Origin of the sequence: Brevibacillus sp. SIMBA_040, assembly GCF_046535075.1 — a bacterium.
GTDB lineage: Bacteria > Bacillota > Bacilli > Brevibacillales > Brevibacillaceae > Brevibacillus.
On the sequence record NZ_JAWRXI010000002.1, the window covers coordinates 501,687 to 516,478 of the forward strand.

At 47.1% G+C, this 14,792-nt stretch carries 18 protein-coding genes; 7 read left to right on the plus strand and 11 right to left on the minus strand.

What is annotated here, in order from left to right:
* Positions 1-97 precede the first annotated feature (97 nt).
* Together SB752_RS05460 and SB752_RS05465 are read right to left on the minus strand one after the other, a co-directional pair.
* Positions 98-598, minus strand: a complete 501-nt coding sequence (locus SB752_RS05460; protein ID WP_410714682.1) for a CD1247 N-terminal domain-containing protein — start codon at positions 596-598, stop codon at positions 98-100.
* Positions 599-668: 70 nt separating this feature from the next.
* The gene (locus SB752_RS05465; protein ID WP_410714683.1) at positions 669-932 is read right to left on the minus strand and encodes a YqhV family protein; all 264 of its coding nucleotides are present in this window, start codon (positions 930-932) and stop codon (positions 669-671) included.
* A 143-nt stretch (positions 933-1,075) separates the two neighbouring features.
* Here SB752_RS05465 and comA point away from each other — a divergent pair, with 143 nt between their 5' ends.
* From comA to SB752_RS05490, 5 genes are all read left to right on the plus strand, one after another.
* Positions 1,076-1,897, plus strand: a complete 822-nt coding sequence (gene comA, locus SB752_RS05470; RefSeq protein ID WP_410714684.1) for a phosphosulfolactate synthase — start codon at positions 1,076-1,078, stop codon at positions 1,895-1,897.
* Positions 1,888-2,604 carry a 2-phosphosulfolactate phosphatase gene (locus SB752_RS05475; protein ID WP_410714685.1) on the plus strand — a complete coding sequence of 239 codons (717 nt, stop codon included), beginning with the start codon at positions 1,888-1,890 and terminating at the stop codon, positions 2,602-2,604. Before comA ends, SB752_RS05475 begins: the two co-directional genes overlap by 10 nt.
* 39 nt (positions 2,605-2,643) lie before the next feature.
* Positions 2,644-3,105: a DUF441 domain-containing protein gene (locus SB752_RS05480; RefSeq protein ID WP_289136297.1), complete on the plus strand. Its 462-nt coding sequence runs from the start codon at positions 2,644-2,646 to the stop codon at positions 3,103-3,105.
* Between the two features lie 560 nt (positions 3,106-3,665).
* Positions 3,666-5,123, plus strand: a complete 1,458-nt coding sequence (locus SB752_RS05485) for a serine hydrolase domain-containing protein (protein WP_410714686.1) — start codon at positions 3,666-3,668, stop codon at positions 5,121-5,123.
* Positions 5,124-5,216: 93 nt separating this feature from the next.
* Positions 5,217-5,678 (plus strand): GbsR/MarR family transcriptional regulator, encoded by a 462-nt coding sequence (locus SB752_RS05490; protein WP_410714687.1) that lies wholly within the window; start codon positions 5,217-5,219, stop codon positions 5,676-5,678.
* Positions 5,679-5,793: 115 nt separating this feature from the next.
* Here the strand turns inward: SB752_RS05490 and SB752_RS05495 are convergent, their stop codons facing one another.
* From SB752_RS05495 to SB752_RS05520, 6 genes are all read right to left on the minus strand, one after another.
* A complete protein-coding gene (locus SB752_RS05495) occupies positions 5,794-7,470 on the minus strand; it encodes a DUF4179 domain-containing protein (RefSeq protein WP_410714688.1) in 1,677 nt (558 codons plus the stop codon).
* A complete protein-coding gene (locus tag SB752_RS05500; protein ID WP_410714689.1) occupies positions 7,457-8,020 on the minus strand; it encodes an RNA polymerase sigma factor in 564 nt (187 codons plus the stop codon). The genes SB752_RS05495 and SB752_RS05500 overlap by 14 nt, the downstream gene beginning before the upstream one ends.
* Before the next feature lie 188 nt (positions 8,021-8,208).
* On the minus strand, positions 8,209-8,766 hold the full coding sequence (gene efp, locus SB752_RS05505; RefSeq protein WP_410714690.1) for an elongation factor P: 558 nt from the start codon (positions 8,764-8,766) through the stop codon (positions 8,209-8,211).
* 43 nt (positions 8,767-8,809) lie between these two features.
* On the minus strand, positions 8,810-9,880 hold the full coding sequence (locus SB752_RS05510) for a M24 family metallopeptidase (RefSeq protein ID WP_213023169.1): 1,071 nt from the start codon (positions 9,878-9,880) through the stop codon (positions 8,810-8,812).
* A 32-nt stretch (positions 9,881-9,912) separates the two neighbouring features.
* Entirely contained in the window at positions 9,913-10,353 is a 441-nt protein-coding gene (aroQ, locus tag SB752_RS05515; RefSeq protein ID WP_103105393.1) for a type II 3-dehydroquinate dehydratase, read from the minus strand.
* A gap of 166 nt (positions 10,354-10,519) precedes the next feature.
* Complete coding sequence (locus tag SB752_RS05520; RefSeq protein WP_410714740.1) at positions 10,520-11,008, minus strand: YqhR family membrane protein; 489 nt, start codon at positions 11,006-11,008, stop codon at positions 10,520-10,522.
* A 130-nt stretch (positions 11,009-11,138) separates the two neighbouring features.
* Here SB752_RS05520 and SB752_RS05525 point away from each other — a divergent pair, with 130 nt between their 5' ends.
* Together SB752_RS05525 and SB752_RS05530 are read left to right on the plus strand one after the other, a co-directional pair.
* A complete protein-coding gene (locus SB752_RS05525; protein WP_103105395.1) occupies positions 11,139-12,074 on the plus strand; it encodes a DUF1385 domain-containing protein in 936 nt (311 codons plus the stop codon).
* 36 nt (positions 12,075-12,110) lie between these two features.
* Positions 12,111-12,479, plus strand: a complete 369-nt coding sequence (locus SB752_RS05530; RefSeq protein ID WP_410714691.1) for a hypothetical protein — start codon at positions 12,111-12,113, stop codon at positions 12,477-12,479.
* 76 nt (positions 12,480-12,555) lie between these two features.
* Here the strand turns inward: SB752_RS05530 and SB752_RS05535 are convergent, their stop codons facing one another.
* The 3 genes from SB752_RS05535 to SB752_RS05545 form a co-directional block, all read right to left on the minus strand.
* Positions 12,556-13,485, minus strand: a complete 930-nt coding sequence (locus tag SB752_RS05535; RefSeq protein WP_410714692.1) for a patatin-like phospholipase family protein — start codon at positions 13,483-13,485, stop codon at positions 12,556-12,558.
* 162 nt (positions 13,486-13,647) lie between these two features.
* On the minus strand, positions 13,648-14,076 hold the full coding sequence (mntR, locus tag SB752_RS05540; protein ID WP_103105398.1) for a transcriptional regulator MntR: 429 nt from the start codon (positions 14,074-14,076) through the stop codon (positions 13,648-13,650).
* 100 nt (positions 14,077-14,176) lie between these two features.
* Positions 14,177-14,740 (minus strand): NADPH-dependent FMN reductase, encoded by a 564-nt coding sequence (locus SB752_RS05545; RefSeq protein ID WP_410714693.1) that lies wholly within the window; start codon positions 14,738-14,740, stop codon positions 14,177-14,179.
* Positions 14,741-14,792 lie beyond the last annotated feature (52 nt).

The following is a 14,792-nucleotide window of genomic DNA, read 5'->3' on the forward strand; positions in this document are numbered from 1 at the left end:
TTATGAAAAACGTCGAGACGTTTTTCACAGAAAAAAAGCTTGCCCTCACATGTATTCATGTAAGTCGACAAGCTTATGTCTTCTGGCACTACTTGGTTTAGGTCGGATTAATCGGCTCTGTGTCCGCTCTGCTATCATGTTGCTCGATGACGTAATGGGTATAGCCCTCGTCATCCTGCCCTTCGTGTAAAAAGATCATTTCATGACAGCTGGGGCAGGAAAACTCATACGTCGTTTCGAGATGATTATCGCTCGCTCCTTCATATACATACGCATCCTCATCATCGTCGAGATCGTAGTATGCCGCGTATTCGTCCTGCTCATCGTCGTCGCAATCTCTTACGGTTTCATACAGCTGTTCGTCATCATCAAACAAGTAAAGCTCGATGTCTTCCAAATCTTCGTCTAAAGCCTCTACATAATCTTCTGCTTCTTCTACTCGGGTCTCCAGTTCATGAAACTGGGCAGTAACATCGTCGATGATATCGATTAGCTCAAGAATGATCTTGCCCTCAGAACTTTTTTCACTAATGTCCATTCCTTCTGCTAAACCACGTAAATAAGCAATTCGATTGGTCAACGACTCCACTTTTTCCACTCCCCCTATCTGGTTCCTGACACTATCTTTCCCAATAGTGAGCAGCGATACCAGTGGAAGGAATTGGATTTTATTTTCGCACCCCAATCAAAATAAAAGAAACGCCAACCATGATCCACGCAATTTTGGCAAAGCTGATTCGATCTGACATCCCGAGTAAACCGATCGCCGTCGTCGTAATCAGGATAGCGGGTCCGACAATCGCCAGTCCGGAATTAATCATCAGTGCCTTTTCCACTTGGTTTACCTTTAAAATGAGCAGTGCAGCCAATATTTCAATACTTCCGGACAATATTCGCAGAGCAGCCATCCCCATAATTGCTTTTTCCCACATACCGTCTCGTCCTCCCCTCGTTCCACTCTATGCCTGTACCAGACCATTTAAGCACTTTATGGGCAAACACCTATGCTTTTCACTCCTCCACCCAAGAGGGCATACACTGAACTATACGCCTAGAAGAAATGAGGAAACTGCCAATGCTAGACTGCGAGTATCCGTTTGTGCCCACCAACTGGGCAAATCCGTCCGGGCTGACAAGGAGCAAACCTCGTGCGAATGGAATGACAATGGTCATTGACAAAGGACTCGGGAGTACTGCCTTTCGAGATTTACTGGAACTGGCCTCTCCCTATATGGACATATACAAACTTGGCTTTGGCACGACTGCCCTGTACCCGCTAAACCTGCTGCAGCAAAAAATCACGCTGGCGAAACAACATGGACTTACCGTCATGCCAGGCGGAACTTTTTTCGAGATCGCCGTCCGACGAGCACCCGTAAAGGATTATATGGCACATATTCACGCACTTGGCTTTAACGCAGTTGAAATTTCGGACGGAACCTTTGCCCTGCCTTCCTCGCAGCGCCGGGAGGCTATTCGGATAGGGGTAGAATCCGGACTTGTCGTCTATACCGAATTCGGTAAGAAAGCCGCGGACTACCGTGCAGAACGTGACGAGCTCATCGAAACTCTATTTGCAGATCTAGAGTCAGGTGCAAGCCACGTAATTGTTGAGGCAAGGGAAAGTGGAACAGTAGGAGTTTTTGATCCTAATGGCCAGGTGGACGAGAGCTTTGTTCACGATATCGTCCATACGGTAAAAAGCCAGGCAGCTCGCCTCATCTGGGAAGCACCCCAAAAGGAGCAGCAAGTGAGCCTGATTCGCTCCATCGGAATTGACGTAAATTTGGGAAATATCGCCTACACAGACGTTTTGGCATTGGAAACACTTCGGCGTGGCTTACGCAGCGATACAGCCCTCATTATGGAGGAGGGGAGGTCAGATCCGTGCGTATAGAAGTGGTGCCTACCGTCGAGGAAATTCGTTTTGACCAAATCAGTAATCGTGTAGTGATCGTCATCGATGTTCTCCGTGCGTCCAGCACGATCGTGACAGCACTCGGGAACGGTTTTCTTTCCGTCATCCCCGTAGAGACGATTGGTCAAGCCAACTCCCTTCGCGCACCTGACAGCGTCCTGGCTGGTGAACGGCACTGTCGAAAAATTCCTGAGTTTGACTGCAACAACTCTCCAACTGAAATTGCCACGCGAGCAAAGGGCGGAAGCCACCTCATCCTGACGACCACGAACGGGACACGGGCTATCCAAAAGGCAGAACGAGCCTCTGCTCTTCTTATTGGCTGTTTTCTCAACGCCACGGCGTGTATCCAGCACGCGCTCACCCATCATCTCGATATCACGCTTTATTGTGCTGGCACACGCTCTGAATTTGCCCTGGAGGATGGTCTGGCGGCGGGGTTGATGCTCGTGCAGGCACAAAAGCTGAATGCTCATTTCCAAGTATGTGATCTGGGGGAAGCATTAAAAGCGAGCTACCTCCATCTCTCTGATAGGCTGGCAGCACAATTGCTCCAAACTACAACTGGAAAACGGCTTGTACAGAACCACTTTGGGAGCGATCTGCACTATTGCGCCAGGATCGATCACTATAAACTTGTCCCGTTCGTAAAGGAGAAACGAATACTCCCACACCTTGTCTCATAAAGTGAAAGGAGAACAGGGACAGGGGTTTTGAAGATGCCAATGATGTCTGGAGAAGTGATGCTCGTCATCCTTATCGTCATAGGGTTAATTGGCCGGTCACCGATTATTGCTACTGCCGCGAGTATCTTACTGGTACTGAAGCTGACGGCATTGGAACGATTTTTCCCGACAGTCGAGCGACGCGGCTTGGAGCTTGGTCTGCTTTTTTTAACCATCTCCGTCTTAGTCCCGTTTGCGAGTGAAAAGATCTCGTGGAAAGACGTCACCCCTCTTTTTACGACTGTCGTTGGCTTGACGGCTCTCGCAGGCGGAGCGATTGCCACCTGGATGAATGGAAAAGGTCTTGATTTACTTCGGACCGAACCGCATATGATTGTTGGCTTAGTTATTGGCTCGATTATTGGAATTGTGTTTTTTCGAGGTATCCCCGTCGGTCCGCTGATGGCCGCTGGGATCACGGCATTTGTATTGAAGCTATGGGAATGGTTCGCCGGACGTTAAGAACTGCTCACTTCCTGCAGTGATCGTACACGAAGAAATCCCCCTCCCTTGATTTCACAGGAGGGGGATTTGTCTTTCATTACTAAAGATTGCGCTGCCACTCCGAGGTATTAGAACTTCGTGCGTGAGCTGCTATCCATATCTAAGTTTTATCATTTTAATTATTTTAGTATTGACTGAAATTACTGAAAATCAGTAAGATTAGACTCATATCCGAGATCGGTGCGAAGCGAATCATTGCTATCGGGCTGTTGCCCTGGGCCTTCTTTACTGCGCGGCTCCAAGCATCATTACACCTGTTACCATGGGCGCTATCATTGCTCGCATTTCGTTTGAGGCAAGCATTGTCTTTCTCCCAATGGGCATGTCCCTGTCCATCTCCGCAACGATCGGCCTACGGATCAAGCCCGCTTGTTAACAACGTAGACACTCTGGCGCAAGCAGGCTCCCCCTGGAGTATGAGCTTATTTATAAAGGAGGTGAGGTAAGAACCTATTTTGATAAAGAAGTTTATCATGGTGTCTAATCTCAATCATCACCAAACTGAAAGGATGATTCCCGTGAACAAGCAAAACTGGACCTCTATCTACGAAGCATACGCCAACAAAATCATTGACCCTAACATAGTTCCCGGGGCGATTATTGCGCTAGCCAAGGATGGAGAGCAAATTTACGAGCATACCTTTGGATACAGCGACGTCGAGCGCCAGCAAGAAATCACCTTAGACACCGTATTCGGCATCGGTTCCATCACCAAGTCATTCAGCTGCATTGCAATTATGCAATTGCAGGAAGCTGGCAAGCTGTCCGTCACAGATCCCGTTGTCACTTACTTGCCTCAGTTCCGTTTCGCAGATGAAGCGGCCTCCAAGCTAATTGCCATCCATCACTTCATGAGCAATTCATCGGGAATTCCGCCGCTGGCATCCCTGTTCGGTACTCTGCGACGGAGCATTGAGGAAGATCCTGATCATACCTTATTTTTGCCGCCTTTTGATAAGAAGAGTATCCAGGAGCTCCCCTACATTGATACGTACGATGATTTGCTCGCCTATCTTGCTGCCACGGATCTTTCACTTTTAGGAGAAGCCGGGACTCAGTTCAGCTATTCGAATGATGCCTTCGGACTACTCGGAGCAATTATCGAGAAGGCTAGCGGAATGCCCTATGAAGATTATGTAAAAAGCAACATCCTCGAGCCCGCTGGCATGACCAACACGGTGTTTTCCATCACCGATTTACCGGAAAACGCGTCCGTTTCCACCCTCTATACCAAACGATTGACCGATGGCAAGCCTGAGCTGTTCGCTTCCCCTTATTGGTGGGATGCACCAGCACAACGAGCAGCCGGTTTCTTAAAATCAACTGCCCGTGATATGCTTCGCTACGCCGAAATTTTTCGGACTGGTGGCTGCGTCGGGGATGTGCGGATTCTCTCGGTAGCAAGCGTCGCACAGATGATGACACCTCACATCGGGATTAATTCATTTATTAACTACGGCTACGGGCTGTTCATCACACCAGCTCCGCATCATCACGGCGGCTCTTTGGTCGAGCACTCTGGCGGAATAAAAGGGGTCTCGGCGCAAATGCACATCCTGCCTGAAGCGGGGATTACCGGAGTTGTCCTGATCAATGCAGACGGTGCCCTCCCCGTAAGAGGTCTGCTAGCAGCAGCACTCAATGCTCTGCAAGAGCGGCCTGTGAACACACCCGAGTTCCCCTACCCCGACTATGTACCGGACTCAACAGCAATGGCCGAATACATCGGTGATTATTCATCCGCCGAGGAGAGCTGCGTCACAGTCCGCTTAGCAAGCGAGACGCTCACCATTTCCATCAAGATGGGAGAAATCGAAAGCGCTCTGCCGCTCGTTCCTGTCGGCCCCGATCAATTCATCGCAGAGCTCGGCCCTGGCATGACTAATTCCGTGATATTCTACCGTGACGAAAATAGTCGGGTCAGCCGAATATTGTTCGGGTTCCGACAGCTCACCAAAGCAGACAGAAAAAGCTAATGTTGCTATAATAAAAAGGCTAGGCTCGTTTCAAAGGGCCTAGCCAAGTTACTTGAGAAACGTAGTGACGTTTTTCCAAAGGGAGTATTGGCTTTGAATAACTTATCTCCAGAGCTGTTGGCTTATATCGAAGAAATCGGTCTGTATCACGAGCAACAAGGAGTCTCTAGAATTGCCGGGCGAATTTTGGGCTTGCTGATGGTCACAGAAGGTACACTGTCAGCCGAGCAGATCGCGTCAGTACTCCAGGTGAGCCTGGGTAGCGTATCAACCAACATTCGTCTGCTGCTACGCTCTGGACACGTGGAAAAAAAGAGCATAACAGGTGACCGTGTTACCTACTACATATATTCCGAGAATGCACTGGAAAGGGAGCTTCTCGCCTCAATCGAACGGGTCCATTCCTTGAAAAAGACGCTTGAAAAAGGAGCACAAATCCAATCCGTGAATAATAACGAAATAGTTACTCAGCGCTTTGTGGAAATGGAAAGAGGTATCGAATATTATATAGAATCACTAAACGAATTGCTGAACCGCTGGCGTGCGCAGCGTTGATGAAAAGTAAAAATGATAGAAAATAACAAAACCCCCTTCAAGAGATGAAAGAAGGGGGTTATACGTTTTTAAAGGCTGTTTTCAGTGTAAAGAACGAGTGATTGGTTTTAATGCTCTAAAGTCCGTTATTTTTGATTTCAAATGGGACTTCCCATTTCAGTTCGCGATATTGTTTCTTTTGGAGCATATACGAAAGAGTGAGCGTCTTCGGTTGTCGCTCCATGCCCTCAATGAAGAAAGCTCCTGTAACGTGGATTCGACCATCTTCGCCTCTTTTATACTTTCTGTCATACGATACTTCATACACTTTTCCTGATTCATCCTTTGCTTTCCATGCGAGCGAATCAATCACTCCCTCTGGCAATTTACCTGTGAAGGGGATTACCACACCTGGTTCATCATAAAATCGGCCCTCTATCCTCTCTTCCTTATCCGTGTTTTTTACGTGAATGCTTTGCAAGAGATAGGAGGTTCCGTCTTTTTCGACCGCAACGGAATGCTTGCTTAAAGCATTTACATCTACTGTCATCTCAAAGTTGGCTGGTTCATGCAGATAAAGTGAGTGTAGCTTCATGGTCAGCTTCTGATTTTTTGCAAATGGCGAGAACCCATGCCGAATCGTATAGGTGGAGCCGTCTTCAGATCCTTCAACTACGTTCATGTTTTTGAGGTCGTTCTTTTTCAGATTGTTAATATCGGCATGCAATACATCGTCATACCCAGCTACCGCATTGCCCTTCTCGTCGAAAATTTGAACAGCAATACCCACATTCTTTAAATAACGGAGCACCATATCGGCTTCTTTGTTTTTTCCTTTTTCAAGTGTAGCCATGTTCCAATTGTGCTCACTCATGATTTGATTCAACCGCTGAGTCCACTTATCTGTAGATGTCCGCTCCATCTCAAAAATACTGGCGCTTGGTGTTGTCATGATATTTTTGAACGAGAAAGAGATACCTTGTGGCGTCGTATACTGCTGATTGATGTCCGTTACAACAGCGGCAGCTCTCGCCTTTTTCATATCCACCGGGAAAGTTACCTCCCAGCTTCCGAGTCTCCCATCGAGCGAATTTGTTTTAATATTGATTTGGATTTCATCTGGGATTTTACTTGGCTCTGGCCAGTCCTTGAAGATTTCGCGCTCAAAAACAAAATACTCTCCATCCGGACGTTGAGATTGGCCGCCATTACGTTCAATTTCGTTTCCATCCTTATCCATAAAAGTAACGTTAAATTTTTCGCTTTCTCTCAATTTAATTTGTTTGCCATCCCGATCTACTAGTCTGGAAAAGATCGCGATACGCGTCGGGTCGGCAACCACTTCTTCCACAGTAAAGGTTACTCCTTGCACGGTGTCACTCTTGTTGATGACCTGCACATAACCGGTTTCCACTGCTTTTTTTATGCCATTGTCCACCCCTTTGATCGAGTCAATGACACTGGTCACATAGCTGGCAAACGTAGGCGACACAATCGAACCAAAAGTAATGAGAGCGGTCACACTTGCAACTGCTAATGCTGTTTTTTTCATAATAGAAATACTCCTTTTTTTCCAGTTTGGCTTCGGTATAGGAATCGGTACATTCTCTAATGAACGCATGACCTGCTGGGTGAAATCTGACGGAAGCCTAGATGGCGGCAGCACAATCTCCAATACGAATTCATCTTCCTCAGAAACCAAGCGACTGCAATGCGGGCAGCTATCCACATGTTTCTCTACTTGTCTGTTTTCTTTTTCGGTAAGCTCTCCACGAAAATAGGCTCGTACTGCATCAGCTTTAGAACAATTCATAGATGGCAGCACCTCCTGACATTTCGTGAGCAAAGCCGGCCCGCAGCTTTTTCTTGGCATGATGAATCCGCATCTGTACGGTGGTCATGGGTAGATTGAGGATTTCGCTGATTTCCTTGTAGCTGAGCTGCTCTGTATATTTCAACAGGAATGCCGCACGATATTCTTCGCCTAATGCCATGATCTGGCGCCCTATGACGTCTTTTTTTTCTTTTTTGAGGTATGCTTTTTCCGGCGTGTTGTTCTCAATGAGCATCGCCTCTTCCAAAGGCTCCCTGGCGTAACGCTTGTTTTTACGCCAGACATCTATGCAAAGATTGGACCCGATTCGGTATAACCAGGCCAAAAACGCATCTGTTGGTCTGTATTTGTCCAACTGACAGAATGCTTTGAGAAAGACCTCTTGCGTCAGGTCTTGTGCATCCTGCGTCTGTCCGGTCATTCGGTACAGAAAGCCGTACAATTTATCCTTGTACTTGTCAACGAGGTGCGCATAAGCTTCCCTGTCTCCCGCACGCACTTGTTGTATGATCAACCAATCGTCCTGCACTTGATAGATCCTCCTATCCCAAAAATCAGTTCGCTGCGCAGCGCTCTTTTTGGCAGGCTCACTATGTTTAACGGAAAGGATTGTATTTCCTTTCAAGTTTTTCAAAAAATTTTTTTTATTAAACCCTTGCTTCTCAAACAAAAAAAAGCCGCACCCGGATGGGCACAGCTTTTTTGTATCTTGTTTGTTTACGCGCGGGAAACATATGCTTCCGAACGAGTATCGATGATCAGACGCTCTCCTTCTTCTACGAAAAGAGGAACGTTTACTACGAAGCCAGTTTCCAGGGTAGCTTTCTTCGTTACGTTAGAAGCTGTATCCCCTTTTACACCTGGCTCACATTCTGTTACAACGAGTTCAACCGTGTTAGGAAGCTGAATTCCGATCGTTTCACCGTTGTATTGCATGATCTGTACATTCATGTTTTCCTTGAGGAAACGCAGCTCACGCTCAATTTGGCTACGAGTAAATGTCATTTGCTCGTAAGTTTCCGTATTCATGAATGTGTATTCATCGCCACTCGCATACAGGTATTGCATGGTGTTGGACTCAATCCGCGCAGGGTTCACTTTCTCACCGCCACGGAAAGTCATTTCTGTCGTATTACCGCTACGCAGGTTGCGCAGTTTGGAGCGAACGAACGCCGCGCCTTTACCCGGTTTTACGTGTTGGAATTCGAGTACAGTAAAAATATTGCCATCCACTTCGATCGTCAAACCGGTACGAAAATCGTTTACAGAGATCATGGTAGTCCTCCCGAGAATCAATCAATAACAGAAATAGTATAAATTAGACGGGCAAAATGATCAACTCTTTCGTTGACTTGCCTAGGTTCTCATGGCCATCTGCTGTGATGAGCACATCGTCCTCAATTCGCACGCCACCAAGCCCGCTAACATAAATGCCTGGCTCCATCGTAACGAGCATCCCTGGTTCCAAGACAAAGGTGCTTACAGTCGACAATCCTGGCAGCTCGTGCACTTCAATCCCAAGTCCGTGTCCAGCACTGTGGCCATACGCGTCTCCATAGCCTGCCGCTGTGATAATGTCACGTGTTGCAGCATCAGCAGCCTTGGCAGAAACGCCTGGCTTCAGAGCTTGTACACCGGCAAGCTGTGCACGCAGAACAATGTCGTAAATCTCTTTCATTTTTGCACTCGGCTCACCAACAGCCAGCGTACGGGTAATATCTGAATTATACCCATTGTAAGCGGCACCAAAATCAAGTGTAACCATTTCGCCAGCTTCGATGATTTTCTCACTTGCACGTCCATGTGGCAGTGCGCCGCGAACACCAGAAGCCACGATCATATCAAATGCAGAACCAGTCGCACCTTGCTTGCGCATGAAGTATTCGAGTTCAAGCGCCACATCTGTTTCCCGTACTCCTGGTCTGATATAGCCTTGAATATGCTCAAATGCTGCTTCGGCTATCCGAACAGCCTCGCGGATGATTACCATTTCGGATTCATCCTTGAACATCCGAATTTTTTCCACAAGTCCACTCGTGGCAATCAATTCAACATTTTCAAATGCCCGATTCCATTCCTGATATGTTCCGAATGAAACACTGCTCTCAAACGCCAAACGCTTGATTCCTTTGTCCGCTAAAAGCTTTGCGATTGCTTCAATTGCTTTGCGCTCATTGTTTACGACCGTAAAATCTGGGGCCTGCTCCTGTGCTTGTTCTACATAACGGAAATCTGTTACCAGAAAGGCTTCGGATTCTGTTACAATCACCCAGCCAGTTGAGCCAGAAAAACCGCTCAAATAAAAACGATTCTCCGCTTTTTCTGTAATGAGCGCATCCGCTCCCAAATTTGCAAGTGCTTCTCTTAATTTTGTCAGACGTTGTTTCACCACAACCGTCTCCCCTTTCATCATAGGTCCTTTTATTTCTTTTCGATTTTACGGACAAGGGCTCGCAATGCCCACTCGTATCCATCCATTCCCAAACCGACTACTTGTCCGATCACAATAGGAGCGAGAACAGAATGATGTCTAAATTCTTCTCTGGCATGAATATTGGAAATATGTATTTCGATAGTTGGCAGGGCAACACTCGACAGTGCATCACGTATCGCGTAGCTGTAATGTGTGAAAGCACCTGGGTTAATCAGGATTCCGTCATGAACGCCTCTTGCCTGATGAATCGCATCAATCAGTACGCCTTCGTGATTGGATTGGCAATGTTCCAGCTTGCCTCCCAGCTCATCCATTACCTTGCTCAGGTTCGTGACCAAATCAGCAAGCGTTTCCCTTCCATATACGTCTGGCTCCCGTGTTCCCAATAAATTGAGATTTGGGCCATTCAGCAATAGGATGGAAGTCATTATGCATCCCTCCCCAAATAGGTTTCGATAAAAAAGTTTTTTTACTAATGAAACATTTTACCACAAGCCCTGCAAATGTAATAGAGATGAAAGAGTAGTCCATACGATTAGAAAGATTTGCACTTATTCCTCTGTGGGGATGGCTTTCCATCACCCGATTTTCGTGTCAGTGGATTTCATCTGATTGCTCCAGTGTCAGCGTCATTCCTACGAAAAGACCAAAGGACAAGTACCAGGCCCCTTCACTAGACAAGATGTCTAAGTCCCAGTTCCCCATCCGAAAAAAAAATCCTGCAATCATGAGCATAACTAGTCCAAATAACAAGCCACTCCACCACACCCGCTGCCTGCTAAACAGCAGAGAGAATAAAAATGTCGCAGCGAGAGCTTCAAAAAAAAGAATCACTGCTCCCAAACCAATACCTGCTATCGAATTTTCATCCACACCTACCAGCGGACGTGCAAAAGCGCCCAATCCGTAAGGGGTCAAATTTAAAAAGTGGGCAAGCAAACGAACAATACTCCAAATGATCGTGCCCCAAAAAGCAATCTCAAGCACTTTGGATGTCCCCGACTGCTTATTCGTTGACTGTTCTTCCTGCTCTGCCTTATGTTCTCGTTGTCTTCCTCTTGTCTTAGTCGCTTCCACATACATCACCTCCATTGTAGTATGCGCGCCCTGCTTGTTTTTCACTAATTGTTGACTTTTCTAACCAGATCGTGAACTGCTTGTAGCCTCATTGCCTTATTTCCGTTAAGATAGGAGGTAAGGAAGGTGATTCACGTTGGCAGAGCAAAAAGTACCCAGCTACGGTGGTCAGGCCGTTATCGAAGGTGTCATGTTCGGCGGCAAAACTATGACTGTTACAGCTGTTCGCAAAAAAAATCAAGACATTGAGTATTTTGAAGCCCCCCGTACGGAATATAAATGGATTACTCCCTTGAAAAAAATTCCGTTTTTGCGCGGGATTGTCGGATTAATCGAGGCCAGTGCGAACGGGGCCAAACATCTTAACTTCGCCTCCGAGCGCTACAATACGGAATCCGGTGAAGAAGTATCGGAAGGCCCATCCAAACTTACCATGATTCTTGGTGTTGCGGTCGTTGGTGTCCTCTCGTTCTTGTTCGGCAAATTCGTATTCACACTCGTTCCCGTATTTCTCGCCGACTTTCTATTGGGTAAATGGGTTCCAGATGGTGTTCCTCAGACCTTGGCAGAAGGCGGCTTCAAGATTCTTCTACTCCTCGGCTACATTACTGCCATAGCGAAAGCCCCCATCATCAAAAGGCTGTTTCAATATCATGGGGCTGAGCACAAAGTGATTAACGCCTTCGAGTCCGGGGTAGAATTAACAGTAGCGAACGTGCAAAAATTTTCCACCTTGCATTACCGTTGCGGCAGTAGTTTTCTCATTTTCACGGTGTTCGTCGGTGTCGTGATTTACTCACTGTTCAGTTATGACTCCCTGACGGAACGTGTCGTGCAACGCATTGTTCTCTTGCCACTGGTGATTGGCGTTTCTTATGAGGTTCTACAGTGGACAAACAAGCTTCGTGAAACTCCAGTCCTCCGTTATCTTGGCTACCCGGGATTGTGGCTCCAAAAGATCACAACGAGAGAGCCAGACGACAGTCAAGTGGAAGTAGCGATCGCTTCCTTCCAAAAGATGCGAGAGCTTGATCAGAAGCATGTGCAAGAGAGAATGGCTACGACCGGATAACGTGAGGCACTTTTAATCTCATAGAGGTGAAGCCCTATGTTACGCCGCATCCCACCAGTGATTCTGATTGTGTTGTTGCTGGCAATCTACGGATTTATGACAAAACTCATCGCTGACCCCATTAACACCTTGATTATTTTGGGATTGTGTGTGGTACTCTTTTTGGTGGTTCGGAATTACTTGCAGAGCGGCTCCTTCTTTCCCCGGGCCTCTGAGCAGCGAAAGCCTAAGCAGGCAAAGCCAAAAACCAAGGGGAGTCCCAAAACACCGGTCATCCGACAAGCGTTTAAAAAACAATCTGCGTCGCCTCGAAAAGATCACCCATTCCGAGTGATCGATGGCAACAAAGGGAAATCCAAAGAAAAGCAAAGCGATCAGAAATCGCATGACCACATCTCTCATTGAAGAATGCGAAACAAAAAAGAAACAGGGTGCCCGAATAAGGCTGCCTGTTTCTTTTTTGTACAAAGGTTTTAACGCTTCACACGGGTATTTTGGGAGAGGTATTGCGAAAGACTCTGACATAGTCATCGAAATCCCAATGTTCTAAAAACACACGTGCTGCCGATTCCCCGGACGCAAACAGCTGCAGCTTCATTTCAGGTGGCAATTGGAATTGAGTAGTTCGAACACCGAGCGTGTTGATAAAAATAGTCCGCACTGCTTTTGCTTTTTCGACGTAAAGGCGGTCATGCGCATCCAGCATGGTTGAAAGAAGGCTGCTCGTAAACGAGAACAGCCCTTTTATGCGGTCCTCCTTCCTTTTCCCTTGGTCGTCCTGGAGACGAAAACCGATCGTTGGCCAGCGGGGTGTACCTTCCACATCAAACAGCCAGACAGGGTAGTTGCTCAGTAGAGCGCCGTCTACGATATAGTGAGTTTGGCCTGGCTTTTTTAGCAGCGCAGGTTGAAAGAAAAAAGGAATAGAGGACGACATTCGAACAGCCCTCGCAATCGGAAAATCTTCCGGGTCCAAATCGTATCGGACCAAGTCATCCGGCATGACGAGCATCTTGCCAACACTAATATCCGAGGCAACGATGCGCAGCTTGCCAATCGGAAGGTCCCCAAAGGTTCGTATTCCTTTTCTACGCAGCAAATCTTCCACGAACAATTCAATCCGATCCGCACGATAAACCCCTTCTCGGACAACCAGCTCATAAATCGGGCCCACAACTGGCATGCGCCCCATTCCGCTTCGCTGAAGAAAGTAAAGGTAATCCAGTTCTTCGTAGATCGGTTTTAGCTCCTGACTGGTGTATCCAGCACTAAGCAAGGCTGCTACGATAGAACCGGCGGAAGTACCAGCCAGCTTTTCCCATGTGTAGCCATGCTCCTCCATTACCTGTAAGGCTCCAATAAAAGCAATCCCCTTCACTCCGCCACCCTCAAAGACTGCGTCTGCTTTCATGTCAGCCTCCTTAAAACAGCCTTTTCTATGCCTGTTAACCGAAGCGCGACAGCATCTTACCCGAAAAAAATGCTCCTCTCTACAAATATAGGGTGATGGCTAATCCCTTACGACAGCGAAAAGCGCAAGCCTGGACGGCTTGCGCTTCTTTACACATCATTGTTATTCTTCTTTTTGCTCATCTTCCTGGCGGATGCGTCGAAGCTCTTCCATCCGGGCAGGATCAGCCTGGAAGTATTGCACGAGGTATTCCAAGCAAGTGATGGATTCCCAGCTGAGGTGATGCTCGATCCCCTCAACATCCTGATACACATGCTCCTCTGCAACACCAATGACTCGCATGAATTCCTCAAGAAGGCTGTGGCGGTCAACTAACCTTTTGCCGATCTTCTTCCCTTTTGCAGTCAAAACCAGCCCACGATATTTTTCATAGACGAGGTACTTGTCCTTGTCCAGTTTTTGTACCATCTTCGTAACCGAAGAGGGATGTACTTCCAACGCTTCAGCGATATCGGAGACACGAGCATAGCCCTTTTCTTCAATTAAGCTGTAAATGCGTTCCAAATAGTCTTCCATACTCGGCGTCGGCATGTGAACCCCTCATTTCCAAACCGTATATTTCTGACGTCCAAAAAAGGCACGTAGAAATATAATACCGCTTATTGAGAAGCATTTGCAAGATAAACCTGCCCTAATTCGGTTGTTTTTCACGATTTAGGTTCATCATTTGGACAAATTGGACTAATTGCTTACCTAAGCCCTCCATGCGAGCCTGCAAGCGTTCATCTTTGAGCTTGCCTTCCGGTGTGAACGCATTGTATGCATTTGGAACACTCGGACTAGATGGGAGTGGCCACGCATGCAGATTGCGCATGATCAATTGCAGGGTGTTGACTGTATTTGTCGCTCCCATACTACCACCCGCTGTTCCAATCAAAGCTACCTGCTTGTCGCGAAGATGGCGGCCCTCCAGAAAGTCCATCGCATTTTTTAATGCTCCACTGATGGTCCCATGGTATTCAGGTGATCCAATCACCAGTGCGTCCGCTTCCGAGATCGCTTTTGTAAATGCATGTACTGCCTCAGGATAAGTGGATGAATCCTCTCTATCATCATAAATAGGCAATTTCCATTCAGCGAGGTGGATCATCTCGACCGTTGCTCCTGCTTCCTGCGCTGCATCCAATACGATTTGTACTGCTTGCTTTGTCGTCGAATTTGCATTCATGCTTCCAGCAATTCCTACGATTTTCATTTGTATCACCCCATACGAAAAATCAATGCTGATATTGTAATTATAGCCAAAT

Coding starts and splice junctions, on each gene's coding strand:
- SB752_RS05465 (WP_410714683.1), bottom strand. CDS start 932: ATGTGGGAAAAAGCAATTATGGGGATGGCTGCTCTGCGAATATTGTCC.
- comA (WP_410714684.1), top strand. CDS start 1,076: ATGCTAGACTGCGAGTATCCGTTTGTGCCCACCAACTGGGCAAATCCG.
- SB752_RS05480 (WP_289136297.1), top strand. CDS start 2,644: ATGATGTCTGGAGAAGTGATGCTCGTCATCCTTATCGTCATAGGGTTA.
- SB752_RS05495 (WP_410714688.1), bottom strand. CDS start 7,470: ATGAATTGTTCTAAAGCTGATGCAGTACGAGCCTATTTTCGTGGAGAG.
- efp (WP_410714690.1), bottom strand. CDS start 8,766: ATGATCTCTGTAAACGATTTTCGTACCGGTTTGACGATCGAAGTGGAT.
- aroQ (WP_103105393.1), bottom strand. CDS start 10,353: ATGACTTCCATCCTATTGCTGAATGGCCCAAATCTCAATTTATTGGGA.
- SB752_RS05520 (WP_410714740.1), bottom strand. CDS start 11,008: ATGTATGTGGAAGCGACTAAGACAAGAGGAAGACAACGAGAACATAAG.
- SB752_RS05530 (WP_410714691.1), top strand. CDS start 12,111: ATGTTACGCCGCATCCCACCAGTGATTCTGATTGTGTTGTTGCTGGCA.
- SB752_RS05535 (WP_410714692.1), bottom strand. CDS start 13,485: ATGAAAGCAGACGCAGTCTTTGAGGGTGGCGGAGTGAAGGGGATTGCT.
- mntR (WP_103105398.1), bottom strand. CDS start 14,076: ATGCCGACGCCGAGTATGGAAGACTATTTGGAACGCATTTACAGCTTA.
- SB752_RS05545 (WP_410714693.1), bottom strand. CDS start 14,740: ATGAAAATCGTAGGAATTGCTGGAAGCATGAATGCAAATTCGACGACA.